This window comes from Ruegeria sp. AA3, from assembly GCF_056542905.1.
In genome coordinates, this window is record NZ_JBQGAQ010000020.1 from 14,477 (window position 1) to 38,672 (window position 24,196).

Consider the following 24,196-nt stretch of genomic DNA (forward strand, 5'->3'; position numbering starts at 1 on the left):
AGCCAAAATTTGCGGCGCATCAGCGATGCACCTGTCGGTTGGCTTAGGCCAGCTCGACTTCGGCGCCAGCTGCTTCCAGCTTGCCTTTGACTTCTTCGGCTTCGTCTTTCGACACGCCTTCTTTGATCTTGCCGCCAGCTTCGACCAGTTCCTTGGCTTCTTTCAGGCCCAGACCGGTGATGCCGCGAACTTCTTTGATCACGTTGATTTTCGAAGCGCCGGCGTTCTTCAGAACGACGTCGAATTCGGTTTTTTCTTCCTCAGCTGCGCCACCGGCGTCGCCACCAGCTGCGACCATTACGGCGCCGCCAGCTGCAGGCTCGATGCCGTATTCGTCTTTGAGGATGGTTTTCAGTTCTTGTGCTTCCAGCAGGGTCAGACCCACGATGCTTTCTGCGAGTGCTTTCAGATCAGCCATTTTATCAGCTCTTTCCGTTTACAGTGTGTGTTCCAACGTCAGGGATATTTCCCTACGCAGATCATTCAGTGCCAACCGCTTACGCAGCTTCCGCCTTCTCTTCGATGGTGGAAAGGATGCTTGCGATGTTGCTTGCAGGTGCGCCAATCGCGCCGGCGATGTTCGAAGCAGGTGCGCCAATGCAGCCAACGATCGAAGCAATAAGCTCTTCACGAGACGGCATTTTCGAAACTGTTTCGACGCCTTTGCGGTCCAGAGCGTTCTCGCCCATAGCACCGCCGAGGATCTCAAAATTCTTGTTATCCTTGGCGAAGTCCTCGGCCACCTTGGCTGCTGCCACGGGGTCCTCGGAATAGGTCAGAACGGTCATCCCTGTCAGCAGGTCGGCCATGCTTTCACACGGCTTACCCTCAAGGGCGATTTTGGCGAGCCTGTTCTTGGCAACACGCACGGCACCACCCGCGTCACGAGCACGTGCGCGAAGGTCCTGCATCTCGGCAACTGTCAGACCGGCGTAGTGCGAAACCACTACGACGCCAGAGCTTTCGAAGATTTGGCCGAGTTCCTCAACCACTTTCTCTTTCTGGGCTCTATCCACAGTTCTCTCCAAGTTAGGGGCGATATCTCACCCCGGCTCATATTTGCCGCAGCTTACGCTCCGGCGTTTAGGTCCGTTGTTACGGGATGGGCCAAAACTCGCCCGAGGATCGTGACCCTCAGAATTCTTTGGTCTTACCCGTCTCAGGCAGGGAATTAAGGGGCCGCATGGCACCACCCACCGTCTTGGACGAAACAAAATAAAGCGCACGACGAATCGCACGCTTTATTCCGCAGGTCTACTTAGGACAGATGAGCGGATTTTCCAAGAGGTAAATTGCTACAAACTGGCCTGTCCAAAGTGCAAATGTGTAAGCAGCATCCAGCGCCGGTTTGGATAAAAAGACCTCACAAATCATTGCAGAGAGGGAACTGAACGATCAAGCACTTTGTCAAACCCGCTTAAGTAGCTCGTAACAGCTGGCTGGTCCATATACACCCAGCCACCTCAAACAACCGGCGCATTGAATTCAGACGCTCCTAACCCTGATGGATCGGTTGTCGCAAAAAAGCTCTTTCAAGAAAGTCTGCCTCTGACGAACGCTCCAAGTCTTCTTTGGCGACATAGTCGCGCTCATAGTCCCAACTGGTGGTTATTTGGCGGCAATGCAAAAACCGGTACCCCAGACTAAAATCTCTTTCAGCGCCGTATACACCATGCAAGCGCCAATATTCGCCTTCCAGTGGACCTTGCGGATCCACACACCACTTGGGGCTCATCACCGAGTCTGTTTTCTTCATTTGAAACGCATGATCAAAATGTCGAACTGTATTTTCGTCACCAGGCTGCAATGCATAAACCCACTTTCCGGACATCGAAATAAAACCATTATTAGCCATTTTAACCGCATCAAAAACTGACTTACCATTTGGGGAGAGTACCAACTCATCGATATCTACGGACAATACAGCATTTGCTTTTTTTAAGAATCGCTCTTGAGCAATGTGCAGCATGGAGAGCTGAAAAAACCGAGCATTGTGATGAATTCGTGAGTGCCCTCTTGGACCAAAAGGTAATGGAGCCGAAATCACGGCGGACTCTGCTATACCTTGAACCGTTGATATCACGTCCTGAAGCTGCGAGGACGTGTAGAGGTCGCTGCCGTTATCGAAGAGAACTACCGCATTGGCGCCATGAACGCTAACGTGATAGACAAGCCAATCGCGGATCCAATCCAGTTTGTTGTTCTTTGATACCGCAACCAGCGCATTCATACCCTCGAAACGTGACCATTCTGTGCGATTGATCTTTACTGGTCCGAGGTCAGGAAGACGAGGGTGATGTATTTTGATCTCCTTCGGAAAGCTCCCATCGCAAGAAATTGATATCTGAGATGTTCTTCCACCCGGATGAGTGACGCCGTGCGTGGATTTCGTATGATCAATCTCGAATACTGCATGCTTGATTATTCGAGTTAGTGTCTTTTTTAAGTTAGGGCAAACGATAACAACTCTGTTTCCCTCTGGAACAAAAAACACATCATAGAACAGGGTCCTCCTGTCGTAGGCCTCCAGAAAGTCGGGACCAAGCTCACCTTCATCGCTGGGCAGGTCACGTAGGACGCTGCCCTCCTTGGCAAGAACCGCATAACTGAGGTCAATTTCTGTCAATGTTAGGTTCCCACGTCGTTTTTACCGCGCCTTTCCACGACATAGAAGTGCGTTGTTGCTTTTTGACTATTTGCGTCATTTGTTTTTCGCAACGCAGAAGCTCGACGCCAGTATGTCGATACTTCCGTGCTCCTATACCCGCGAATGCTATTCAACATATGATCATCGAAATGAGAAAATTTTGAAAGTCGTGTTTTGATTGGACACTAAAGCCTGGATTTCTGAGGAAGCAGTTGGAGGTATTCTGATATTGTCTGCGTCGAGATTTCCTCGCGTAATAAAAGAAGATCTAAGCAATGCAGGCACAAATCGTGGCTATGCAGGACAGCGTCAGCGATTAGAGCCAGTGATTTCAAATCCTCAGATGGGCGTTCGTTCAGTCTTCGAATATCAGGTAGAAATACAGCATCCCCATCTAGAAGCTGGCTCGAGTTGCGCCTCCTGTTTATCTTGCCTGAACTGGAGTTTTGAATGGTCTGCGACTTCAGGTGAAGAAAACGATGGAGCAAAAAACCGTTTTCTCGCAAAACTCTCAGCAGCTGGTCCAATGCAGGCTCTTCTTCGTACAAAGGAAAAAAGCGTACTTCTGCAATCACACATACTGCGTGTGACAACGTCCGGACACCATTAGAAAGGACCATGGTCTCTGCACCTTGAACATCAATTTTTACCAAATCGATCTTTGGCAGATTGGGCACGTCATCCAAACGGATAGTTTCAAATTCCTGGGAAGAAAGGCGCTCTGCACGACGCGCGTTTCGGCTCAATACCTCAGTTGACATCGGATCAATGTCATAGACAGAGGAAAGACCAGATTCTCGATAAACATTCAGACGGTGTTTAGCTCCATCACCAAGGGCAAAATTCATATAATGCTCCCTTGGGTTTTCCGACGCCAGCAGTTTTTGGTAGGCTTCTTTTTGTGGCTCGAAACCGACGACCGCACAAAGACCACTGTCCATCAGCGGTTTGTATACCGGGACATTAAGCGGGTTTGCCCCGATATCTGCGATCAGCGGCATGCGATCCGAACCAAGAGCCGCATTCAGTTGGCGCCAGCGATCCGAATTAGTAGTCATGTAGATTTTGGTACTTCAAAACGACATTCACCTCTGGATGGAAGCGGGTTTCGCCTCCAAATCATGCAATTGCACCAAAATAGATTTGCTTCGCCCCAACTAGTCAACCGTAGAAGGTGATTTAGTTGGCACCAATCATTCACAAACAGACATTCAGCACTTCTAAGGTAAGCGTTGCATGTAGCCCCATCTTTGGCACCTGATTAGGTCAACGAGATCAGTTTATGATGCCTCTAAAAGGATACAGGCATCATGAATTCTCAAGCTTTAGGTGAGCTCGCCAGTGACCAAAAAATCGAAAACGTCTTCCATGCCTACGGTTACTCAATTCCCGTTGGAAAAGACGGCCGACGTCTGTGGACCCATAAATTCAAAGATGAAATGGGACAGCGTATGAGGGCTGGTCGTTTATCTGTTGGCGAAGTTGCAAAGACCTGTGGTGTAAAGCAGGAGACTGCAGCCAGGTGGAAGAAAACGTCCGAGAAAAAGGCGTCAGGTCCGCATTCCACGTTAAAACCCAAATCCAAGCCGTCGTTTGCTGAGATTAAAGTCAGCTCTCGTGAGCAAACTACCCCGGTCGCGTCAGAAAACATCATCTTCAAGCGTGGTAGCTGCGAGGTCCTATTTCCCGCCAGTTACCCACTTGGGAAACTGGCGACACTGATCCGAGCATTTGAGGGTGAAGTATGATTACTCCGTCCGGGAATTTTAAGTTCTACGTAGCGACCGAACCTGTGGACTTTCGCAAAGGTATGGATGGTCTAGCGTCTATTGTGCTGAACGAATTTGACCTCGACCCTTTTAGCGGCGCAGTATTCATTTTTCGATCAAAACGTGCGGACCGACTAAAACTCATTGTGTGGGACGGAACTGGGCTCGTGATGACGTACAAACGCATAGAAAGCAAAGGCTTTGTATGGCCAAGACTTCGAAACGGTATGATGACCATGAGCAAAGCACAATTCGAAGCGCTTTTTGAAGGCCTCGATTGGAGAAGAGTCGTTGGCGCCAGACCGTTCAAGCCTACTGCTGCATGAGTTTTAACAAGGCGTTGGTAATCGAACAGAAGATTGCAAACCAAATTCACGACTTGGTCCAACAACTGCGGGAAGTGACAGGCGTTCTCGATGACGACGCTATCGTTCGCGACGCACTAGAGTTTCACCTCGCCAGCCTGAGTGACAAACAGAGCCTTCGTGAGCGCGTACAACTGATCCAAAAGAAAGTTGAGGCTCTTGGTGAGCTAGATGAGAATTTCGATTTCAAGAAGTTTCGTAACGAAATGTCGGACGACGATTAGTTCCGAGCTGATCAATCAGCGCGCGGCTGTAGCAGATAATAATTCTAAAAAAGCGGACGATTGATGCAACTCCGTTAGTGCCTGGAACGCGGACCAAGCGCCATTTTGCTGCAAAAGGCTTCAAAGTCCGGTGAAGACGTATCAAGACCGCCGTGCCCGGCACTTGGGGTGGAAACCGGTCATTCGCTGTAATCGAAAAAACTCTCTTTGATTGTGACAGGTTTCGGGTTCCGAGCAGAAATTGAAACAAACTACAGGGCTATGGGAAGCTGAAGCGTAACGCTTGCTCCTTTTTCGACTTGGTTGATCGCGGCCACTCCTCCGTGGCGCTTCGCTACAGCTGAGACAATCGACAACCCTAAACCGCTACCTTCGGAATATTCCAGCTGCGAGAATCGACTGAAAACGGCTTCGCTTTGTTCGGGTGAAAGGCCGGTTCCGTCATCGGATACGGTAAGCTCTACGTTCTCGCCATCAGAGCGCAGCGCGACTGAAATTTGGCTCAACTTAGTCCCACCGTGCTTAACTGCGTTGTCCAGCAGGTTTTTGATGGCCTCAGTCAAAAAGACCTGATCTCCTGAAACCGTAATTGTCGAGTCCGGCATTGTAACATCAAACTCGATCCCTTTTGCGAGGATCTGTACACCCATGTCAGCGCAGGCTTCTTCGACAACCGCACGGAAATCGATCTTGTCCATCTGATCATGATGCGTAGGTTGCCGCAGTCGTTCCAGTGACAATAACTGTTCCGCCACTGTAGCCGAATTCTTAGCCGCTGCCACCAGCTCGATTATCCGATTGTCTTTGTCCTCATCTGTTTTTGCATCGCGCAATGCCTCAGCCATGGACTGGACCGCAGCCGCTGGATTTCGCAATTGATGCGCGGCTTCTGAGATAAAAACCTGATGGGCGTTAATACTACGCTCGACCTGCCCAAACAGCCGATTCAGGGTCTGAACAATTCCATGAACCTCGACCGGGACCGGGCGCTTGATTTTGCTCAGGTCGTCAGGTGAGCGTAGATCGATCGCATCCTGCAAATCCAGCAAGGGCCGCAGCCCTCGCGCGACGCCGAACCAGACAACAAACGCAAGGGTGGCCAACAGGATACCCATCAGAATCGCCGCACGGATCGACAACTCATTGGCAAAGGCGTTGCGGTCCGCGACGCGTTGCCAGGCCGTAACTGTCGCATCGCCCACCAGGTTATCCAGCGTGACCCGCTCGGTCATTTTCAACACACGCACCGGCTCATCCCGATAGATCGCCTCGAAAAACCGTGGTTGGTACGCGTCCTGTACAGACGGTTTTGCAGCGGCAGGAGGATATGCATACCCTGTGACGTAGATGCCACCGGGTCCGGTCACGTGATAAAAAATCTCTCCGCCTGACGCATCGCGGATCAAGCTGCGCGTGGTGGGCGACAAGGCATCGCCTTCTGACACCGCAACATCGCGCGATATAGCCAGACCGGCGGACAACAGGCTGTCATCAAAAAGCTCCTGCGCCGTTTGCTGAGCCACCGTGTAGCGCCAGTATCCAAGCAATATTGCGAGCAGCACCAAGGGCGTCAGGATCAGAATGAAAAGCCTGAGCCTGAGTGAGCCGTGCCGGATCACTTCTGGACCTCAAGCAGATATCCAAGGCCACGGGCGGTCTTGATCCGGATGCCAAGGTTCTGAAGGCGCTTGCGCAGTCGTGACACATGCGGCTCGACGGCTGAATCGTCGACATCGGCTCCCACGCCGTAGACGTAGTCGGTCAACTGACTTTTGGGGACGATCCTGCCGCGCCGTTCCAGCAGGCATTCAAGCACAGCCATTTCCCGACGCGGCACATCGAGAACTTGGCCCTTTGCGCTCACCTGCCGGGCGGTGCGGTCGAACTCAAGATCTCCGATGGTCTCGCGCGCGCCATAATCCAATTGTTTGCGACGGGAAAGCGCGCGGATGCGGGCCTCAAGCTCATCCATCTCGAAGGGCTTCACAAGGTAATCGTCTGCGCCCATATCCAGGCCCGATACGCGATCGCTGGTCTCGGTGCGCGCGGTCAGCAGGATGACAGGCGCACTGTCGCCCCGATGGCGCAGCGACCGCAAGATCTCAAGACCTGACCGACCCGGCAGGTTGATGTCCAGAACGATCAGGTCTGCACCTTCCTGTTCCAGATACAGATCGGCGGCATCGCCATCTGTCAGTACGTCGGCGGCATGACCCCGATCCCGCAGACGATAAGCAATGGCGTTGGCGAGGGTTTCATTATCCTCGACGATGACAATCCGCATTCGAGCTCCTGCAAGTTTCGCGCAAGGTTGGCGCTCCATGATTGCCAGATGGGAGGGGGAATCAACCCCACAGTTCTATTTGCAATCACGGTGGTGCGGAGGGCGCTGACGTGGTTGTCTGGTCAACAGGGAGGAACCAATGGCCATTTCCAACTTCACCCGTCGCGCCGTCGTGGGGCTGATCGCCGCCGCCGGACTCGCCGCACCTGCCGCTGCAGAGGTCGATTTCTCGGGCAAGACCATCGAATGGGTCATTCCTTTCTCGGAAACGGGCGGGTCGGCCAAATGGGCCAACTTCTTTGCTCCGCTTCTGTCCGAGGCACTGCCGGGCCAACCGACTGTGGTGGTCAAATTCATGCCGGGCGCAGGTTCAACCAAAGGTGCGAACTGGTTTCAGGAGCAGAATCATGATGACGGCACGCTGCTGTTTGGCACGTCGGGTTCAACACAGTTCCCGTATCTGTTGAGCGACCCGCGCGTGCGCTATGAATACAACGATTGGATTCCGGTTATGGCGTCGGGCACCGGCGGTGTCGCCTATCTGAACGCCGAAGATGGGGCCAAGTTTGATGGTTCTGCCAATGCGCTGAAAGACACCAATTTCATCTACGGCTCGCAGGGCGCGACCCGTTTAGACCTTGTGCCGCTGCTGGCCTGGCAGATGCTGGGCATGAATGTTGAGCCTGTCTTTGGTATCAAGGGCCGCGGTGATGGCCGCCTGATGTTCGAACGCGGTGAGGCCAATATCGACTACCAGACATCCTCGGGCTATCTGGGCGGGTCGGCCCCACTGGTCGAGGCTGGTCAGGCCGTACCGATGATGACATGGGGTGCACTGGACACCGATGGCAACATCGTGCGCGATCCGACCTTCCCGGACATTCCGACTTTCAAGGAGGTCTGCGAGGCCACCGATGGCTGCGAACCCAGTGGTGAGGCATGGGACGCATGGAGAGCCTTCTTCGTGGCAGGTTTCCCGGTTCAGAAGCTGGCCTTCCTGCCCGGTGACACACCGCAAGAGGTCGTCGACGCCTATACCGCAGCGTTCCAAGCTGTGACCGAGCGGGGTGATTTTGCTGATATCTCCTCGAAGCGCGTCGGCAAGTATCCGGTGTTCGTCGGCGACGGCTCAAAAGCCGCGCTGCAAACGGCGACTAATGTGGACGACAACGCCAAGCAATACGTCCTGAACTGGCTGAAAGAGGCCTACGGCGTCGAACTGAACTAAGTTGACACGTCGTCGCGCGCCCAACGAAGGGCGCGCGTTTCTCTACATCCAAGACATTTTATGAAAGGCGGCCGCAATGGAGGTTTTCGCCACCGCTCTTCCTGCGCTCGGTGACGCGTGGGGTCTGATCCTGCAACCTATCGTTCTGGGGTATCTCATTCTCGGCGTCGTTATGGGGCTGGCCGTGGGCGTCTTTCCGGGGCTGGGAGGCATCGCCGGTCTGTCCCTGTTGCTGCCCTTCATGTTCGGTATGGACCCGATCCTTGGACTGGCGCTGATGATCGGTATGGTCGCGGTGGTGCCGACGTCGGACACTTTTGCGTCCGTCCTGATGGGCATCCCCGGCAGCTCCGCCTCGCAGGCGACCGTGCTGGACGGCTTCCCCATGGCGAAAAAGGGCGAAGCGGCAAGGGCGCTGTCGGCGGCTTTTTCCTCGTCCCTCTTCGGCGGGCTGGTCGGCGCGACCTTCCTGACCATGTTCATTCTGATCGCGCGGCCCATCGTTCTGGCCTTCGGCCTGCCCGAGATGTTGATGATCACAATTCTCGGCCTGTCGATGGTCGCCATTTTGGCCGGGCGGATCCCGCTGAAAGGCGTCGCCGCCGCCGGTCTGGGCCTGATGGTCGGCACGATTGGTGAGGCGGATGCAGGCGGTTCGCTGCGCATGGCAACTTATGACATTCCTTATCTGACGGACGGTCTGAAGCTGGTCATCGTTGGTCTGGGCATCTTTGCCGTGCCCGAGATCGTTTCGCTGCTGCGGCAGGATCGGTCGATTGCCAAAGGGGCCTCACTGGGTGCTGGTTGGCTGGACGGTGTCAAAGACTGGTTTGCCAATATATGGCTGTCGGTCCGCTGTTCGATCATCGGCGTGGTTGTCGGCGTCATTCCGGGCCTCGGGGGCTCAGTGGTCGACTGGATCGCCTACGGCCATTCTGTTCAATCCACAAAAGACAAAAGCAACTTCGGCAAAGGCGAAGTGCGCGGGGTCATCGGCCCGGAAAGCTCAAACAACGCCAAAGAGGGTGGCGGGCTGGTGCCGACCCTGCTGTTCGGCATTCCCGGTTCCGGCTCGATGGCGATCTTCATCGGCGCAGTGGCGCTGCTGGGGTCAGGCGATATCGAGGTCGGTCCGAGCATGCTCAAGGACAATCTCGACATCACCTATTCCATCGTCTGGTTGCTGGCGCTGGCCAACGTCGTGGGCACCATCCTGTGCATCGCGGCATCGGGCGGGATCGCCAAGCTGACGACTATCCGCTTTACCTATCTGGCGCCGTTCCTGTTCATGCTGATCAGCTTTGCTGCCTTCCAGTCCGGTCAGAACTTCGAAGACCTGCTGGCCTTGTTCGTGATTGGCTTGATCGGCATCTTCCTGCGCCGTTTCGACTGGTCGCGCCCGGCCTTCCTGATCGGTTTCGTTCTGTCGAACCCGGTTGAGAAGTTCACCAATCAGGCGTTCCAGATCGCCTCATTCCGGTTCCGCAAGAGCTTTGGCGAGGGGATGGAATATGTCTTCAGCCCTATCGTCATCGTGCTGATCGTGGTCACGGTTGTTTCGGTCATTCTGGGTATTCGGCAGGCCAAGATGATTTTGGCCGAGGGTGATGTTCAGGCCGGTACCAAACGCGCGCCGCTTATCTTTCTGCTGGTGATCATGGCCTATTTGATCGTCGCTTTGGTCAACGCCAACATGATCCCCGACTACAATATGACCGACAAGATCATCCCGCTGGTTATCGGCAGCGTCTCGCTATTCTGTTGCGTGATCCTTCTGATCCAGATGATGCGACGTCCCGAAGGCGACGTGATCTTTGCCGACAAGGAAATCGCCGGTGAAGACGCCAGCGCACCCCACGGTCTGTGGTCCACTCTGGCGTGGTTCGCCAGTTTGATCGCGGCCACGTGGGTGGTGGGCTTCATCCTCGCCCTGATAGGGTTCCTGATCGCCTTTCTCCGTATCCGCGCCGGGTCCAGCTGGCAGATGACTCTGATCCTGACCGCCTGCGGCATCGGGTTCATGTGCCTGATGGCGGGCGCTCTGAACCGCGATTTCCCGCCAGGTCTGTTGCAGGACATGGTCAGCCTGCCCTGGCCGTTGAAGTGAGGGGTTCAAAATGACTCAAACCGCAATCCCTTATATCTTGATGCGTGGCGGCACGTCGAAAGGCCCGTATTTCCGCCGCTCGGATTTGCCTGAGGATCTGGACGCGCTGGCCGAGGTGCTGATCGCCGCTCTTGGGTCCGGGCAGTCGCTGAACATCGACGGCATCGGCGGCGGCGCGGCGGTGACCACAAAGGTCGCGATGCTGTCGGTCAGCGAGGATGACTGGGCCGATATCGACTATTTCTTTGCGCAGGTCTCGGTCGAGGACAAGCTGGTCGATTTCAAACCGACTTGCGGCAACATCCTGTCCGGGGTTGCCCCTGCGGCTATCGAGATGGGCCTGTTCAAACCGCAGGGCGATGAAACCGAAATTCGCATTCGGGCCGTCAACACTGGGGCTCGTGTCGTGGCAAAGGTGAATACACCCGGGGGCGAATTGACCTATGAGGGCGATGCGGAAATTGCAGGCGTTCCCGGTCATTCCGCGCCGGTGCAGCTGAGTTTCATGGGCGTGGTGGGCTCGGCAACCGGAGCTTTTATGCCCACGGGCAAACTGCGCGATACCGTTCAAGGTATTGAACTGACTTGCATGGATGTCGCCATGCCGATGGCCATTGCCCGTGCCGCCGACTTCGGTTTGACCGGCTACGAAAGCGCCGAGGAGCTAGACGGCAACCGGGCCTTTTTTAACCGGATGGAGGCGGTGCGGATCGAAGCCGGGGAACGGATGGGTATGGGAGACGTGTCGAAGTCAGTGACACCCAAATTCGGCCTTGTCGCGCCTGCCAGAGACGGCGGAACGCTTGCGGTGCGGTATTTCATGCCCTGGAAAACGCACCCGACCATGGCCGTCACCGGGGCGCAATGCATGGCGTCTTGCGCTTTGACGCCCGGGACCGTTGCGGACGGTCTGCTGGATCGCCTCACGGCAAGCCCGGCTGAAGTCGTGCTGGAGCACGCCTCAGGCAAGATTGACGTGTTGGTGGATTTTTCAACCGATGAAGGATTCACGGTGAAAGCGGCGGGCTTGGTGCGAACCGCGCGCAAGCTGGCGGACGGGCATGTCTATGTGCCGAAATCGGTGTGGAAGGGGAGTTGATCGGGCAATCCATGTTAAGTATACTATAGTATACAATATTGGAGGTCACGATGGACGACTACGTGGAATGCCTCGATATCGCGCGTCAGGAACTCAAGCTGGCACAAGCGGCCCTGCGGCGGGACATGGCAGAGTACCCGACGCCGATCGCCGGCTGCGATGAGCAGTTCAACCACCTGCTGGACCAAATCGAACGCGTCCGAAACGCGCTGGCCGCTCTAGACGCGCCGCATTTTGTGCCAACCCCAAGAAAGCTGACCATCGGGAAGGGTATCGAAAGCCGATGAACGTACATATTCTGGATGACTGGTTTGACACGCTGCGTGGCCTGCCTTGCTTTGAGAGACTCACGGGTCATGAGGTGACGGTATGGACGGATCATGTCGAAGACACTGACACTCTGGCCGAGAGATTGCAGGACGCAGAGGTGCTGGTGCTGTTCCGCGAACGTACCAAAGTCACCCGCGTCTTGCTGGAGAAATTACCAAACCTGAAACTGATCAGCCAGCGCAGCGTTTATCCTCATGTCGATGTTGTGGCCTGCACAGATCACGACGTGCTGCTGTGCTCAAACATGCATGGCGGGACGCCGTCTTATGCTGCAGCCGAACTTACTTGGGCGTTAATCATGGCCGGGATGCGGGATTTGCCCGCACAAATGGCCTCGGTCAAAGCAGGGCACTGGCAGGCGGGCGTGGGCAAGACGCTGCGGGGGCGTCAGTTGGGGCTCTATGGCTATGGCCGCATTGCTCGCGTCATTGCAAGTTATGCCGAGGCCTTTGGGATGAATGTGGTCTGGTGGTCATCCGTAGAAGGCCGGACGCGTGCGCAGGCGGATGGCGCGCAGGTCGCGCCCAGCCGTGAAGCGTTCTTTGGCAGCAGCGATGTTGTCTCGGTCCATGTGCGCTTGAAACCGGATACGCGCGGGATCATCACCGCATCGGATTTCGCGCAGATGCAGCCGGGAGCGCTGTTTGTGAACACCTCGCGGGCCGGGCTGATCGCTCCGGGCGCTTTGCTTGAGGCATTGAACGCCGGTCGCCCCGGTAAAGCGGCAATTGATGTGTTCGATACCGAGCCACTGACCGACCCGAGCGATCCGCTACTGTCACATCCCAACCTGATTGCGACCCCGCATATCGGCTTTGTCACCGAGGATGAGTTCGACCTGCAATTCGCGGATATTTTCGATCAGGTGAACGCCTTTGCCGAGGGCGTTCCGATCCACATGATCAACCCCGGGGTCTGGACCGGCGCAGAATAAGATTTGCGGCGATGGGCGCGCCGATGATCACCAATACGATCCTTGTCAGATGGTGCGTGATCACAAAGCCCAGATCCGCGCCCGAGACGATGGCCAGCACCGTCATCTCTGCCTGCCCACCGGGCGCGAATGCCAGAAACGCCTCGACAGGTTGGCCCAGTCCCAAGGTGGTGACAACGGCGGTGAAAGCGGCTGCCAGGACGGCAAGGACAATGACATAGGCGAAGCCCGCTGCCACTACCCGGCGTAGTTCGACCCATGTGACACCTACGAATTTCACACCAATTCCGCAGCCAATGAAAAACTGCGCTGCAAGGATGGCCTCGCGAGGCGGTCGGGTATGAATGACGTCGCCCAGTGACAAGGCGGCCGTAAGGATCATTGGCCCCAGGATTGACGCCCCGAACAGGCCGATCCGCTCCCCGCCTTTCCAGCCGATAATGGCGGCCAGAACCATCAGCGCCAATTCATGTATTGGCAGGTTGTGCGCGGGCTCGCCAATCGGATTGGTGAGTTGGGCATCATAGAACACGGTGAGGAACAAGGGGGCCAACGTCACGATGATCAGCACGCGCGTACCGTGGATCAAGGACAAAGTACGCGGATTGGCCCCGGCCTCAGTGCCAAAGATGATCATGTCTTGCAAACCGCCCGGCATGGCTGCGTAGAAAGCCGTTGTGGAGTCAAAGCCCCAGATCTTGCGAAAGAATGGCACGCCTGCCAAAGCGATCAGCAAGATGAAGAACGGGACCAGCGCAATCGACGCGGCCATTTTCGGCAATTCAGCAAACAGAGCTGGCGTAATCGATGCCCCTACCGCTACGCCCAGTATAGTGCGGGCGGCAACCGAGACCTGTCCAAAGCCTTCCATCGGTGCGTGCGCAAGAGCTGCAATCAAACATGCGCTCATTGGCCCGAACAGAAAAGGTAGCGGCAGGTTTAGCGCCCAAAATACCCCAGTGCCCAACACCGCCAGGCCGAGCGTGACGGCCCGTTTCTTCAGAAGAGAGGGGGTATCGGTTTGGCTGTGCAAGGTAAGCGTTCCAGCTTCGTTGACTTATTATGTATCCAATTGTATACATATGGACGCAAGATGACAAGAGAGCCTGCGATGACCCTTCAGGACGACCCGTTACAGCCTGGCCCACAAGGCAATTCTGCGTATCAGCGCCTGCTGGACGAGATTCGCGACGGCACTCTTCTGCCCGGCGACCGGCTACGAGAGATTGAGCTGTCGGAACGGTTGGGCGTCAGCCGTACCCCGGTGCGCGAGGCGATAAGGCAGTTGGAGGCCGATGGGCTGGTCACACATGTGCCACGGCAAGGTGCCACCGTGCGCAGTCTGGACTACGCCGAGGTCATGGAACTCTATGAGATGCGCGCGGTGCTTGAAGGGACAGCGGCCCGTCTGGCAGCCCGCGCGGCGTCTGATGTCGAACTGGACGAGCTTGAAGTTCTGAACGACCGGTTGGCCGAGGCGGGTACTGGCCCCGATGCGGCCCAAATCAACAAGGTCTTTCACGCGACCCTGCTGGATGCGGCCAAGAACCGGTTTTTGGCAAAATCCATGTTGTCCTTGCAAAAGGCGCTGTTGATCCTTGGGCCGTCTCAACTGCTGGATAGCGACCGCGCCGAGGCTGCAGTGGCCGAGCATCGGCGCATCATGGCGGCTTTGAAGGCCCGCGATGGCGCAGCGGCCGAGACAGAGATGCGCGCGCATATTCAGGCGGCACAACGGATGCGCATCCGCGCGTTGCAGGACCGCGACCGCTCAATCGACGAAAGCCAGTAGGTAGACAGGATATGGTCACCCCAAAGGAAGCTTACGATATCGCTGTGATCGGTGGCGGCAATGCGGCTCTCTGCGCTGCGATGACTGCCGCTGAGGCAGGCGCCCGTGTTCTGATCCTTGAAACGGCGCCAAAACCTTATCGCGGCGGAAACTCCCGCCATACGCGCAATTTTCGCTGCATGCATTCGGGCCCGTTGGGCCCGCTCGTCGAGGCGTATAGCGAAGACGAATACCTCTCGGATCTACTGAAAGTCACCGGTGGAAAAACCGATGAACATCTTGCCCGGTTGGCGATCCGAACGTCGGAAGAATGCCTTCCCTGGATGCAAGAACACGGGGTCCGGTTTCAGCCGTCGCTTTCCGGCACATTGTCATTGGCACGGACCAATGCGTTTTTCATGGGGGGCGGCAAATCTCTGGTGAATGCCTATTACAGGACGGCGGCAGGTTTGGGTGTAGATGTGCTGTACGAAGCCGCCGTCACGCACTTGGAACTGAATGGTGATCGGATCGAGTGGGTCGACTATAGCTATGAAGGCCAGTCTCATCGCATCGCGCCCAAGGCGGTCATCGTTGCTTCCGGCGGCTTTCAGGCAGACACAGATTGGCTCACCCGCGCCTGGGGTGAGCCTGCGAAGAACTTCCTGATCCGGGGAACGCCGTACAACCGAGGCGTAGTCCTGTCTGATCTGCTGGACCAAGGAGCAGAAAGCGTCGGTGACCCGACCCAATGCCATGCCGTTGCCATCGACGGGCGCGCGCCGAAATTCGACGGCGGTATCGTCACCCGTCTGGACTGCGTTCCGTTTTCCATCGTCGTGAACAAACATGCCGAACGATTTTATGACGAGGGCGAAGACGTCTGGCCCAAGCGCTACGCGATCTGGGGCCGTTTGGTGGCGGCGCAGCCGGATCAGGTGGGATATGCCATCATCGACGCCAAGTCGCTGAACCTGTTCATGCCGTCCGTGTTCCCGCCGCTAAAGGCGAACACGTTGGACGAATTGGCCGGGATGATGGACCTGCCCGCAGAGAAATTGAAAGCAACCGTCAGCGCATTCAACGCCGCCTGCGGCGACACCAACGGGTTTCATCCGACCGAACTGGACGGGGTGGCGACCTCGGGCCTGATCCCGCCCAAGACCAACTGGGCGCGCCCAATTACCGAACCGCCGTTTTACGGCTACTCGCTGCGGACCGGTGTGACCTTTACCTATCTTGGGTTGAAGGTTGACGAGACGGCCCAGTGCTCGACGCCCAGCGGTAAGATCAAAAACCTGTGGGCGGCCGGGGAAACGATGGCCGGGTCGATCCTTGGGCAAGGCTATCTGGCGGGCTTTGGCATGACCATCGGAACTGTTTTTGGACGCATCGCAGGACGAGAGGCCGCCGCTTATGCAAACTGATCTTATTCAGGAAGCCCGCCGCCAGGCCGAGATCTGTAACGCCTGCCGCTATTGCGAGGGCTATTGCTCGGTCTTCCCGTCGCTGCACGCAGAGCGCGCGTTCTCGGATGGGGACATCACGCAATTGGCCAACCTGTGCCACAACTGCCGGGGCTGTTACTACGCCTGTCAGTACACCGCCCCGCACGCGTTCGATCTGAACTTGCCCAAGGCGCTGGCCGAAGTGCGGCGCGACAGTTGGGAAAGCTTCGCCTGGCCGCGGCCGCTGGCGCGCCGGTTCCACACCCATGGCGGGGCCATCGCTCTGGCGCTTGTGGTCGGATTTGCCCTGTTGTTCTGGGCGACCCGCGCCATCGGTTCCAGTGGAGGCGAAGGGTTTTATGCCGTCCTGTCCCACAACGCGATGGTCGCGATCTTTGCGCCTGCATTCCTGCTGCCTTTGTTCAGCATCGCCTTCAGCCTGAGGCGCTATTGGGCAGAGGTTGGCGGCAAACCGATCCAGATTTCTGATCTGACGGCTGCGCTCAAACGCGCGGGCAAGATGCAGGATCTGGCCGCAGGCCATGGCGAGGGTTGTAACTTCGAGGACGAAGACCGGTTCAGTCAGGGCCGACGCCACATCCACCACGCCATCATGTATGGCTTCCTGCTGTGCTTTGCGTCGACCTCGGTGGCGACGGTCATGCACTATGTCTTCGGAATGCACGCGCCTTACGGGTTCTGGTCGTTGCCGAAACTATTCGGGATTTCCGGGGGGCTGCTGCTGACAGTGGGATGTGGTGCGATGGCGCTGCTCAAGCAAAAGTCAGACCGAGACCTCGGCGATCCGTTGGCCTGGGGAGGGGATATCGGCTTCATCCTGTTGCTCGGGTTTGTAGGGCTCAGCGGGCTGGTTCTCTATGCCCTCGGTTCAACGCCTCTGATGGCCGCACTGCTGGCCATCCATCTCGGATCGGTCCTTACGTTTTTCCTCCTTACGCCCTACACAAAAATGGCACACGGCTTCTATCGGCTTGTGGCGCTGGTCCGAGACGCACAACGGAAAAGAGATGTGTCCATGGGCCGTTAACAGCCCGTCGCGTCTGAGTGAGCAGAAAGAACATGCAATAGGATCAAGTATGATTGTGAAGAACTCTGCGTTGCAGCACTTCGAGTGGCGGTCAACGTCCGGAATGGGCCGTCCATTGTACGACCAACGGCAGCGACGCACGCTTCGCACGTATTTGGGCCGACCGCAGCAATTTGCACTCTGGGCTCAGTGCCGTCGTTTTCCGCGGTCCGCGCGAACGGCGGCTTCGGAGTCGGTGATGGTGCGTTTGACCAGCAGTTGAGCTGACCACTCAACCGAGATCGCTTCACATAACACCTGTTCAACGATGTTCGCGGTTCGGTATGGTCCGAGAAGGCAGCTCAGGGTTGTGCACTTGGTCTACTCTTGGAAAACCGCATCCAGCATCGTACGCTGTAGATCAACCCTTCAAGTTCGTGGCCCTTCCAATGTCCTGATGATGCTCCCGCTTCTCACACCAACCAGCCCGACATGTTGTCGGACGAGGGACGGGTGTGTTCAAAGAAAGGAAGCCAAATGGACAATGCAAGACGCGATTTTCTTCGTAGACAGAAAGTGAATGTCGAAGATCTGGGCGATATCGGGGAAATACTGCTCGAAAAGGCGGAGCATTGGCTGGTGCCGATCTTCAAAAACGGCGAAGCGGTGGCGATGGTCATCGAGATAGATAGGTTTGATCGCGATTGGGAATTCAAAGGCGAGCCAAGGAAGCAACAAAATGAGGGGTTTGACGAAGAGTTGCTCAAAGTGTTGAGGCAACAACTGGGCGAGTAATCAAGTCCATGGGTGTACGCGTTACGAGGTCATCGGCGCGTACATCCACTCACCAAAACCGCCCGAGTTTTGTGAAGTCCTGGCATTGAGATACCAAGTTTTTGCGATCGCAAGAAGCATGGCGCTTTGGCGAAGGATCGCTCCCGCGCTTTGATGCAAATCTGGAGCGAAAGTCATCAAATATGCGCATCGCACTTTTCTCGGTTTTATCTATCCATCTGTTCTTTCGCCTTTGCCCAAGAGATCTGCAGCCTCCGCCTACCGGCGCTGCGCCGCAGTTCCCTGTAGCGGGATTAGACGTGCACGAAATCTATCGCCTCCCAAAAAGAAACCGATTTACCGCAGCGCAGTCAAAGTTTCGACTATCTGTTTACGTCTTCTACCATTTTTCAATGGTCCGGTCTGTAAACGTAGGAATTATGAACGGCGGTTTCGCTCACAAGCCATCTCACTATTTTCTATTTGCGCGCCTTTGCTATTAAGCAAACCATATCAAGCAAGAGCGATGCCCCGGCCAAAGCTGTAATCTCGGCATGATCATACGGTGGTGAGACCTCGACGAGATCGGCCCCAATAAGGTTGATACCTCCGAGTTTGCGCACTAAAGACTGTCCTTGATAGGTAGACAACCCTCCGCATACTGGCGTTCCGGTTCCAGGCGCGAAGGCCGGATCAAGCGCGTCAATGTCGAAGGTCAGATATGCAGGCTGGTCTCCTACTACCTCTTTGATACGCGCAACCGTTGCATCAACCCCGTTCTCGTGAACCCAGTTTGCATCGAGCACGGTGAACCCGTGAGTTTTTTCATTTAGCGTGCGCATGCCTACCTGCACTGACGTCTCAGCGGATATGATCCCCTCGACAGTGGCATGGTAGAACATTGAGCCATGGTCGATCCGCTTTGGGTGTTCTTCCCATGTATCAGAATGGGCATCAATCTGGATTAGCGAGATAGGGCCATGGCGTTCTGCCTGTGCCTTCAGGATCGGATAGGTGACAGAGTGATCTCCGCCCATCGTCAAGAGAAAGGCACCGGATTTAAGGATCTCCCGCGCTTGGTCCTGAATTTGCTGCGCGATCTGCTCTGGAAAGCCCGGGTCGATGTCGCAATCACCAAAATCAACCATGTTCAGGATTTCGAAGGGATCAAGCCCCCAGGGCCACGGCCCACCGTCCCAAGCGAGGTTGGTCGAGACAGCACGGATGGCACGCGGCCCGAACCTGCACCCCGGGCGATTGGTTACGGAGAGATCGTAGGGAACGCCCCATGCAACCATATCCACCCCTTCCAGATTGCGGGAATATTGCCGCCGGAACAGGCTTGTCGCTCCGCTAAAGGTCGGCTCGTATCCCATGCCCATTTCGTTTTGCGCAAGAAAGGCGCGGTCGGTTGAAGTCACCATTGTTGGCTCCGTTGATTTTGAAGATTGCTGCCGAGTAGCGGGAAATTGTATCGCTTTCCCGCCCTTGACGGACTTGGCACGGTTCAGGTGCCGGATTTCACATTTGTCCAAAGACGGTTGCGATTGCGCAGCGTTTTCGCGCCGACACTTAGATCGGGGAATAGCCTTTGGAGCGTCGCCTCATCGGGGTAGATCCCTGGGTCGGCCAGAACGGCTTCATCTACGAACGTATCTGCCGCAGAATTAGCATTCGCAAAGTAAACGTAGTTGGACACCCCGGCGATGACCTCGGGTCGTAGCATGTAGTCAATAAATCGATATGCCTCATCCGCCCGCGTTGAATCCACTGGAATGGACATGAGATCAATCCACATCAGTGTGCCCTCGGTTGGAATTGAATACAGGATTTCGATACCGTTATCCGTCTCCATGGCGCGGGCCTGTGCGATACCGGCGTCACCACTGTACATCACTGCCAAACAAGCATCTCCACCAGGCAAATCTGTAGATGCTTTCTGGTTGTGAAAATAACGAATGGACGGCGTGACGGCTTCGAAGAGATCTTGAACCTTGTCGAGATCAGCTCGGTCATCGGAGTATGGATCTGCCCCGAGATAGTTCAGCGCCACCGAGACCATTTCTACTGGTAAATCCAGTACGGCGATCCCACAGTCGGCAAGCTTGGCAGCGATCTGGGGATCAAATAGAACATCCCAGGATTTGATGACTTCCGTGCCCAGCCGCTCTTTGATCATGGCCGGATTGTAGGCAAGCCCAACCGTGCCCCAAGTGTATGGTACGCCCAATTGCCGGGCACCGGGTATATTGTCGAGCGAAGCCAGGATTTCCGGGTTAAGGTTGTCATAGTTAATCAGACGTGAAGGGTCGATCGGATGCAACGCCCCTGCTTGAAACTCACGCTGCGCGTTGGACGCGGCGGGGAATACTACATCGTAACCTGACGCGCCGGTTAGCAACTTGGTTTCCAGAACCTCGTTTGAATCGTAGTAATCCAAGCTGACATTCGTGCCGGTTTCCTTTTCATAATCAGAAACCGTCGTTTCACCGAAGTAATCAGCCCAATTGTAGATTGAGAGTTCCTCGGCTGAAGCTGGAAAAGCAATTGCGATATGTGAGGCAATGGCAACAACCGTAACGCCAGTATGCAGTTTCATTGTATGTCCTCCTTGTTGCAGGATCTCGCCCTGAATTTTCGCCGTCCGGAGAGACTTTGGTGATGAGGCACAGTCAGCACCCCGGACGAGCGCACTGACATCAACAATGGATTCCAATGGCCATTCCTGTAAATTTACGGCATGATATATATCTTTCGATATAGGACTTGGTGATGGATCCAAACAGCAACGACATCTCAATAGCCAAGTGGGATGAGGCCTATGCAAACTTGTTGGAACGGTTGGAAACAGACTTCTTCCCAACAGCTCTAAGAAAAATGCTGGAACTGCATGTCCGCTTTGAATCGATGATCCTCACGCGCTATCAGGATCAAGCACCACCTATTTCGCTCTATCACGATCTCGATGACGTGCAGGCGGCCATATCAATTCAGTTTTATGCAACCGGCCCATACCTGCTGGACCCGTTTTCGCAGGCCTGTCGGTCCGGAAAAGAACCCGGCGCCTATCGTCTGGCCGATTTGGTTAATGAGGCGTTCTTTCGCTCGGAGTACTACCGGACCTTTTATCGCAAGGTTCGGATCAGCGACGAGTTGGGAGTTTTGATCAGGCGAAACACCGTAGACTGGGTAGTAATATCCCTGTCGCGAGGCGCACGTCAGCCCCGGTTCACCTCTGAAGATGTCGCGAAGATCAATTCCATCCGAAAGACCTTGTCTGCCGCAGTGATCCGAAACTGGAACCTGAGGGGTGCCGTAGAACAACAAGAAGCCCTAAATCACGTCGAGGAACGGTTGGCCACCTTTGGAGCCGACAGGTTAAGCCCAAGAGAAGCCGAAGTCGTACGCCTTATTTTGCAAGGCCACTCAGCCGGTTCTGCCTCAGCGTTTCTCGGGATCACCGAAGGTACTGTCAAAGTGCACCGCCACAATGCGTATTCCAAGCTCGGCGTAAGTTCACAGGCCGAGTTGTTTTCCGCTGCCACGCGATACCTGGCATCAAAGCAAACTTAGTCGTGGGAAGTTGACAGGCTACAAATTTATTCCGATTGCCGGAATCTGTTGAATACGGCCTAAAGCCGTCGTTGACACAACCCAATGACAATGTCGGCTTTTGCGTCGCTCGCGGGAAGGAGATTGGAAAGCCACTGAAACGTGGCTTCCCAAATGGATAGAGAGGTTTTGGCCCCGTCACGACCCGTCGAAAATCAGGAACACGTAGGCCATAAAGGCGGCCAGATGCACGACGCCCTGAAGCGCATTTGTGCGGGTTCCTACGAAGGTCAGAATGCTGATCCCAAGGGTCAGAGCCAGTAGCACGATCTCAGCGCCTCCCAAGCCGAGCTCAATCGGAAGGCCGACAAAATGCGCAGCGATCAGAACTGCGGGCACTGTCAGGCCGATTGTGGCCAGTGCTGAGCCAAGGCAGATGTTGACGGCCCGTTGCAGCTTGTTGGCGCGCGCTGCGTCCAGAGCAGCCAGCGCTTCGGGGGTCAGGATCATGGCAGCCACGAGGAAACCGCCAAGCGCAACGGGCGCGCCAAATTCCAGAAGTTTGAAGTCGACAAACAGCGCGAGCTTTTTGGACATCAGAACCAGTGGCAGCATTGCCAGAACCAGCCAGACCACGTGAAAGCCAACACTTTTGGTTTCGAGATGGTGCGCGTCCGATCCTGCTGTGGTTGGCAGTTCATCTGCGGGCTGGCGGAAGATTTCTGGTTTGCCGGCGGTCTGATAGACGAGGAAAATGCCATAGAGCACAACCGACATCCCGATCATAAACACTGTTTGCAGGGCAGAGAGGCCACCGCCGGGTGCAGATGTGGTGAAGCTTGGCAGCACAAGGCTTACGATGGCGACGGGAAGCAGGACCACGAGATAGGCATTGGCTCCCGAGAGGTTGAACACTTGCAGCCCATGGCGCAGGCCGCCAACCAGGAGGCTCAATCCAACCAGTCCGTTCATCACGATCATCAGCACCGAGAACATAGTGTCCCGCGCCAGTGTCGGGTTGTTGTCCCCGGTCAACATAACCGCTGTGATAAGCGCCACCTCGATGCCGATCACCGAGAGCGTCAGGATCAGTGTGCCATAAGGCTCACCGAAGATGACGGCCAGACATTCCGCGTGATGCACCACACGAAACACCGCAGCCAACATCACGCCAAAGATACCGCCCAGCAGCAGCCAGGACATGCCAGAGCCCATGGCGGCGGGCTTGATCAGATCACCGGCGAAGGTCAATGCGACAAACACCAACCAGATCAGTACCGTCGCTTTCTCCGCGCGCAGGATGTTTGAAGTAGGAAAAGTCATTTTGGGTCTCCTGCCTTAGCGTTTCTGGGTTGGTGCAGATTTGAGACTGGTGGTCTCTGCCGCCTTAAAGTTGGTTTGTTCAGCTTTTGCTGCAGGTGCGACCGTTTTGATCCGCACAACAACCAAGGCTGTGAAAGCGGCCATCACGATGGCGAGCATCCAGTTCATGGCCAGGTCGCCAAACACAGCCGAGACAACGCTTGTCAGGAGTGGTCCGATAATGCCGCCAATGGTGAAAACAAAAAGCATGGTTACAGCACTCGATGCTACATAAACGGGCACGGTCCGGTCCATCGCATGCGCCAGCAAAAGCGCATAAAGCGTGAGCATCGATCCACCGAGCAGAACCAGACCGACAAATAGGAGACGGTAGAGGGGTGTTCCCACCAAGCTCGCATGGCGAACACCATCCCCGGTGGAAAAGAACGCGAAAATAAAAAGCGCGAAAGTTGCCACTGCGGAGGCGACCAGAATGACCTTCCGGCGGTCCATCCGGTCAGAGGCAAGCCCCAGCGGGTAGAGAAACAGGATACGCCCGACGTAGACCGCGCCCATTGCGATCGCTACGTCCACGGCGTCGACGCCCATGGTCGCCGCCCGATATGGCACAACATTCATGAAAACCGTGGAGACTATGCCAACAGCGAGCGCGCCAAAGGCAGCTGTGGGGGCATCTATGAAAAGGGCTTTTACACGCACATTGGCCCGCTCTTTGCCTTCCGGTGGCGTGCTTGGCGCGGCTGCAATCACGACGATGGCGAGACAGTACAGCAAAGACACCAACACAAAAGACTGGTTCAAATCGTCTGGAGTCACGGTCACGATAACCTGGCTCAACACTGACATCAGGCCCAGGATGATGGCAAACACCGCAAGCAGGCGCCCGCGCGACGTCCCATCCACAGTTTCGCTGATCCAAGCGTCGCCGATGGCAAACAGCCCGGCTGTGGCGATGCCTGTCATAAGCCGCACAAACAAAAGGGTGGGTTCGTGATCTGTGACCGAAAAGAGCAAAGCCGCAGCCGTACAAATAGCGGCGGCCGCCGAAAAGGCGCGGATGTGGCCAATACTGGTGATCCAACCAGCAATGTAAAAGCAGCCAATCAGGAACCCCAGCGAGTAGGCCGCCGGTGCAAGCGCGGCGATTTCCTGCGAAGCACCGGTTTCCGCGAAATACAGGGCGACAATTGTGCCGGACGCCGCGGTCACCAGTTGGATCGCGGCAACAGCAATGAAGAGATATTTGAGAGTGTGAATTTGAGCGCTGAAACTGGGCATATGCGCACCTTTGAGAAAAATTCGGGGTTGGACGCC

24 protein-coding genes are annotated in these 24,196 nt (G+C 55.8%); 13 read left to right on the forward strand and 11 right to left on the reverse strand.

From position 1 onward, the window contains the following. Positions 1 to 43: 43 nt before the first annotated feature. The 4 genes from rplL to ACR0JR_RS21505 form a co-directional block, all read right to left on the reverse strand. Positions 44 to 418 (reverse strand): 50S ribosomal protein L7/L12, encoded by a 375-nt coding sequence (rplL, locus tag ACR0JR_RS21490; protein WP_010441182.1) that lies wholly within the window; start codon positions 416 to 418, stop codon positions 44 to 46. A 79-nt stretch (positions 419 to 497) separates the two neighbouring features. Next, entirely contained in the window at positions 498 to 1,016 is a 519-nt protein-coding gene (rplJ, locus tag ACR0JR_RS21495) for a 50S ribosomal protein L10 (protein WP_010441181.1), read from the reverse strand. Between the two features lie 479 nt (positions 1,017 to 1,495). Continuing rightward, on the reverse strand, positions 1,496 to 2,626 hold the full coding sequence (locus ACR0JR_RS21500) for a hypothetical protein (RefSeq protein WP_480458070.1): 1,131 nt from the start codon (positions 2,624 to 2,626) through the stop codon (positions 1,496 to 1,498). A gap of 206 nt (positions 2,627 to 2,832) precedes the next feature. After that, positions 2,833 to 3,648, reverse strand: coding sequence for an FkbM family methyltransferase (locus ACR0JR_RS21505; RefSeq protein ID WP_480458072.1), 816 nt, complete (start codon positions 3,646 to 3,648; stop codon positions 2,833 to 2,835). A gap of 309 nt (positions 3,649 to 3,957) precedes the next feature. On the opposite strand from ACR0JR_RS21505, the gene ACR0JR_RS21510 reads away from it, so the two are divergent. From ACR0JR_RS21510 to ACR0JR_RS21520, 3 genes are read left to right on the forward strand one after another with little or no spacing between them, the layout of a single operon-like run. After that, positions 3,958 to 4,395 carry a hypothetical protein gene (locus tag ACR0JR_RS21510; RefSeq protein ID WP_480458073.1) on the forward strand — a complete coding sequence of 146 codons (438 nt, stop codon included), beginning with the start codon at positions 3,958 to 3,960 and terminating at the stop codon, positions 4,393 to 4,395. Beyond that, positions 4,392 to 4,742 (forward strand): IS66 family insertion sequence element accessory protein TnpB, encoded by a 351-nt coding sequence (gene tnpB, locus ACR0JR_RS21515; protein WP_170779991.1) that lies wholly within the window; start codon positions 4,392 to 4,394, stop codon positions 4,740 to 4,742. The genes ACR0JR_RS21510 and tnpB overlap by 4 nt, the downstream gene beginning before the upstream one ends. Beyond that, positions 4,739 to 5,005: a hypothetical protein gene (locus ACR0JR_RS21520; RefSeq protein WP_170779990.1), complete on the forward strand. Its 267-nt coding sequence runs from the start codon at positions 4,739 to 4,741 to the stop codon at positions 5,003 to 5,005. The genes tnpB and ACR0JR_RS21520 overlap by 4 nt, the downstream gene beginning before the upstream one ends. Positions 5,006 to 5,256: 251 nt before the next feature. On the opposite strand, the gene ACR0JR_RS21525 is transcribed toward ACR0JR_RS21520, so the two are convergent. Continuing rightward, complete coding sequence (locus tag ACR0JR_RS21525) at positions 5,257 to 6,624, reverse strand: sensor histidine kinase (protein ID WP_480458074.1); 1,368 nt, start codon at positions 6,622 to 6,624, stop codon at positions 5,257 to 5,259. Further along, the gene (locus ACR0JR_RS21530; protein ID WP_170765707.1) at positions 6,621 to 7,289 is read right to left on the reverse strand and encodes a response regulator transcription factor; all 669 of its coding nucleotides are present in this window, start codon (positions 7,287 to 7,289) and stop codon (positions 6,621 to 6,623) included. Before ACR0JR_RS21530 ends, ACR0JR_RS21525 begins: the two co-directional genes overlap by 4 nt. A 139-nt stretch (positions 7,290 to 7,428) precedes the next feature. On the opposite strand from ACR0JR_RS21530, the gene ACR0JR_RS21535 reads away from it, so the two are divergent. The 5 genes from ACR0JR_RS21535 (at position 7,429) to ACR0JR_RS21555 (ending at position 12,987) form a co-directional block, all read left to right on the forward strand. Then, positions 7,429 to 8,517: a tricarboxylate transporter gene (locus tag ACR0JR_RS21535; protein WP_480458075.1), complete on the forward strand. Its 1,089-nt coding sequence runs from the start codon at positions 7,429 to 7,431 to the stop codon at positions 8,515 to 8,517. A 76-nt stretch (positions 8,518 to 8,593) separates the two neighbouring features. Continuing rightward, a complete protein-coding gene (locus tag ACR0JR_RS21540; RefSeq protein WP_480458077.1) occupies positions 8,594 to 10,624 on the forward strand; it encodes a tripartite tricarboxylate transporter permease in 2,031 nt (676 codons plus the stop codon). Positions 10,625 to 10,634: 10 nt separating this feature from the next. Then, the gene (locus tag ACR0JR_RS21545; RefSeq protein WP_170779987.1) at positions 10,635 to 11,723 is read left to right on the forward strand and encodes a 4-oxalomesaconate tautomerase; all 1,089 of its coding nucleotides are present in this window, start codon (positions 10,635 to 10,637) and stop codon (positions 11,721 to 11,723) included. A gap of 50 nt (positions 11,724 to 11,773) precedes the next feature. Beyond that, a complete protein-coding gene (locus ACR0JR_RS21550) occupies positions 11,774 to 12,010 on the forward strand; it encodes a hypothetical protein (protein ID WP_480458078.1) in 237 nt (78 codons plus the stop codon). Further along, entirely contained in the window at positions 12,007 to 12,987 is a 981-nt protein-coding gene (locus tag ACR0JR_RS21555; protein ID WP_480458079.1) for a D-2-hydroxyacid dehydrogenase family protein, read from the forward strand. Before ACR0JR_RS21550 ends, ACR0JR_RS21555 begins: the two co-directional genes overlap by 4 nt. On the opposite strand, the gene ACR0JR_RS21560 is transcribed toward ACR0JR_RS21555, so the two are convergent. Then, a complete protein-coding gene (locus tag ACR0JR_RS21560) occupies positions 12,956 to 14,020 on the reverse strand; it encodes an AbrB family transcriptional regulator (RefSeq protein WP_170782236.1) in 1,065 nt (354 codons plus the stop codon). The two genes, ACR0JR_RS21555 and ACR0JR_RS21560, sit on opposite strands and share 32 nt — an antisense overlap. Before the next feature lie 78 nt (positions 14,021 to 14,098). On the opposite strand from ACR0JR_RS21560, the gene ACR0JR_RS21565 reads away from it, so the two are divergent. The 4 genes from ACR0JR_RS21565 (at position 14,099) to ACR0JR_RS21580 (ending at position 18,028) form a co-directional block, all read left to right on the forward strand. After that, on the forward strand, positions 14,099 to 14,779 hold the full coding sequence (locus ACR0JR_RS21565) for a GntR family transcriptional regulator (RefSeq protein ID WP_170782238.1): 681 nt from the start codon (positions 14,099 to 14,101) through the stop codon (positions 14,777 to 14,779). Positions 14,780 to 14,790: 11 nt separating this feature from the next. Then, positions 14,791 to 16,185 (forward strand): FAD-dependent tricarballylate dehydrogenase TcuA, encoded by a 1,395-nt coding sequence (gene tcuA, locus ACR0JR_RS21570; protein WP_480458080.1) that lies wholly within the window; start codon positions 14,791 to 14,793, stop codon positions 16,183 to 16,185. Then, positions 16,175 to 17,254: a tricarballylate utilization 4Fe-4S protein TcuB gene (tcuB, locus tag ACR0JR_RS21575; protein ID WP_170780914.1), complete on the forward strand. Its 1,080-nt coding sequence runs from the start codon at positions 16,175 to 16,177 to the stop codon at positions 17,252 to 17,254. The genes tcuA and tcuB overlap by 11 nt, the downstream gene beginning before the upstream one ends. A 516-nt stretch (positions 17,255 to 17,770) precedes the next feature. Next, entirely contained in the window at positions 17,771 to 18,028 is a 258-nt protein-coding gene (locus tag ACR0JR_RS21580) for a hypothetical protein (protein ID WP_170780915.1), read from the forward strand. Between the two features lie 458 nt (positions 18,029 to 18,486). On the opposite strand, the gene speB is transcribed toward ACR0JR_RS21580, so the two are convergent. Both speB and ACR0JR_RS21590 read right to left on the reverse strand, forming a co-directional pair. Beyond that, complete coding sequence (gene speB, locus ACR0JR_RS21585; protein WP_170782153.1) at positions 18,487 to 19,431, reverse strand: agmatinase; 945 nt, start codon at positions 19,429 to 19,431, stop codon at positions 18,487 to 18,489. Positions 19,432 to 19,514: 83 nt separating this feature from the next. Then, positions 19,515 to 20,606 carry an extracellular solute-binding protein gene (locus tag ACR0JR_RS21590; protein ID WP_480458081.1) on the reverse strand — a complete coding sequence of 364 codons (1,092 nt, stop codon included), beginning with the start codon at positions 20,604 to 20,606 and terminating at the stop codon, positions 19,515 to 19,517. A gap of 173 nt (positions 20,607 to 20,779) precedes the next feature. Here ACR0JR_RS21590 and ACR0JR_RS21595 point away from each other — a divergent pair, with 173 nt between their 5' ends. Next, the gene (locus tag ACR0JR_RS21595; protein ID WP_480458082.1) at positions 20,780 to 21,580 is read left to right on the forward strand and encodes a helix-turn-helix transcriptional regulator; all 801 of its coding nucleotides are present in this window, start codon (positions 20,780 to 20,782) and stop codon (positions 21,578 to 21,580) included. 177 nt (positions 21,581 to 21,757) lie between these two features. On the opposite strand, the gene ACR0JR_RS21600 is transcribed toward ACR0JR_RS21595, so the two are convergent. Together ACR0JR_RS21600 and ACR0JR_RS21605 are read right to left on the reverse strand one after the other, a co-directional pair. After that, positions 21,758 to 22,882, reverse strand: a complete 1,125-nt coding sequence (locus ACR0JR_RS21600; protein ID WP_480458083.1) for a calcium:cation antiporter — start codon at positions 22,880 to 22,882, stop codon at positions 21,758 to 21,760. Between the two features lie 15 nt (positions 22,883 to 22,897). Beyond that, complete coding sequence (locus ACR0JR_RS21605) at positions 22,898 to 24,160, reverse strand: MFS transporter (RefSeq protein ID WP_480458085.1); 1,263 nt, start codon at positions 24,158 to 24,160, stop codon at positions 22,898 to 22,900. Between the last annotated feature and the right edge of the window lie 36 nt (positions 24,161 to 24,196).

What these genes read in the sequence shown, in the direction of transcription:
- ACR0JR_RS21590 (WP_480458081.1), bottom strand. Translation starts at nt 20,606, where the DNA reads ATGAAACTGCATACTGGCGTTACGGTTGTTGCCATTGCCTCACATATC.
- ACR0JR_RS21535 (WP_480458075.1), top strand. Translation starts at nt 7,429, where the DNA reads ATGGCCATTTCCAACTTCACCCGTCGCGCCGTCGTGGGGCTGATCGCC.
- ACR0JR_RS21600 (WP_480458083.1), bottom strand. Translation starts at nt 22,882, where the DNA reads ATGACTTTTCCTACTTCAAACATCCTGCGCGCGGAGAAAGCGACGGTA.
- rplL (WP_010441182.1), bottom strand. Translation starts at nt 418, where the DNA reads ATGGCTGATCTGAAAGCACTCGCAGAAAGCATCGTGGGTCTGACCCTG.
- ACR0JR_RS21605 (WP_480458085.1), bottom strand. Translation starts at nt 24,160, where the DNA reads ATGCCCAGTTTCAGCGCTCAAATTCACACTCTCAAATATCTCTTCATT.
- ACR0JR_RS21555 (WP_480458079.1), top strand. Translation starts at nt 12,007, where the DNA reads ATGAACGTACATATTCTGGATGACTGGTTTGACACGCTGCGTGGCCTG.
- ACR0JR_RS21580 (WP_170780915.1), top strand. Translation starts at nt 17,771, where the DNA reads ATGGACAATGCAAGACGCGATTTTCTTCGTAGACAGAAAGTGAATGTC.
- ACR0JR_RS21565 (WP_170782238.1), top strand. Translation starts at nt 14,099, where the DNA reads ATGACCCTTCAGGACGACCCGTTACAGCCTGGCCCACAAGGCAATTCT.
- speB (WP_170782153.1), bottom strand. Translation starts at nt 19,431, where the DNA reads ATGGTGACTTCAACCGACCGCGCCTTTCTTGCGCAAAACGAAATGGGC.
- tcuB (WP_170780914.1), top strand. Translation starts at nt 16,175, where the DNA reads ATGCAAACTGATCTTATTCAGGAAGCCCGCCGCCAGGCCGAGATCTGT.
- ACR0JR_RS21505 (WP_480458072.1), bottom strand. Translation starts at nt 3,648, where the DNA reads ATGCCGCTGATCGCAGATATCGGGGCAAACCCGCTTAATGTCCCGGTA.
- tcuA (WP_480458080.1), top strand. Translation starts at nt 14,791, where the DNA reads ATGGTCACCCCAAAGGAAGCTTACGATATCGCTGTGATCGGTGGCGGC.
- tnpB (WP_170779991.1), top strand. Translation starts at nt 4,392, where the DNA reads ATGATTACTCCGTCCGGGAATTTTAAGTTCTACGTAGCGACCGAACCT.
- ACR0JR_RS21510 (WP_480458073.1), top strand. Translation starts at nt 3,958, where the DNA reads ATGAATTCTCAAGCTTTAGGTGAGCTCGCCAGTGACCAAAAAATCGAA.
- ACR0JR_RS21530 (WP_170765707.1), bottom strand. Translation starts at nt 7,289, where the DNA reads ATGCGGATTGTCATCGTCGAGGATAATGAAACCCTCGCCAACGCCATT.
- ACR0JR_RS21545 (WP_170779987.1), top strand. Translation starts at nt 10,635, where the DNA reads ATGACTCAAACCGCAATCCCTTATATCTTGATGCGTGGCGGCACGTCG.
- ACR0JR_RS21520 (WP_170779990.1), top strand. Translation starts at nt 4,739, where the DNA reads ATGAGTTTTAACAAGGCGTTGGTAATCGAACAGAAGATTGCAAACCAA.
- ACR0JR_RS21550 (WP_480458078.1), top strand. Translation starts at nt 11,774, where the DNA reads ATGGACGACTACGTGGAATGCCTCGATATCGCGCGTCAGGAACTCAAG.
- ACR0JR_RS21595 (WP_480458082.1), top strand. Translation starts at nt 20,780, where the DNA reads ATGGATCCAAACAGCAACGACATCTCAATAGCCAAGTGGGATGAGGCC.
- ACR0JR_RS21540 (WP_480458077.1), top strand. Translation starts at nt 8,594, where the DNA reads ATGGAGGTTTTCGCCACCGCTCTTCCTGCGCTCGGTGACGCGTGGGGT.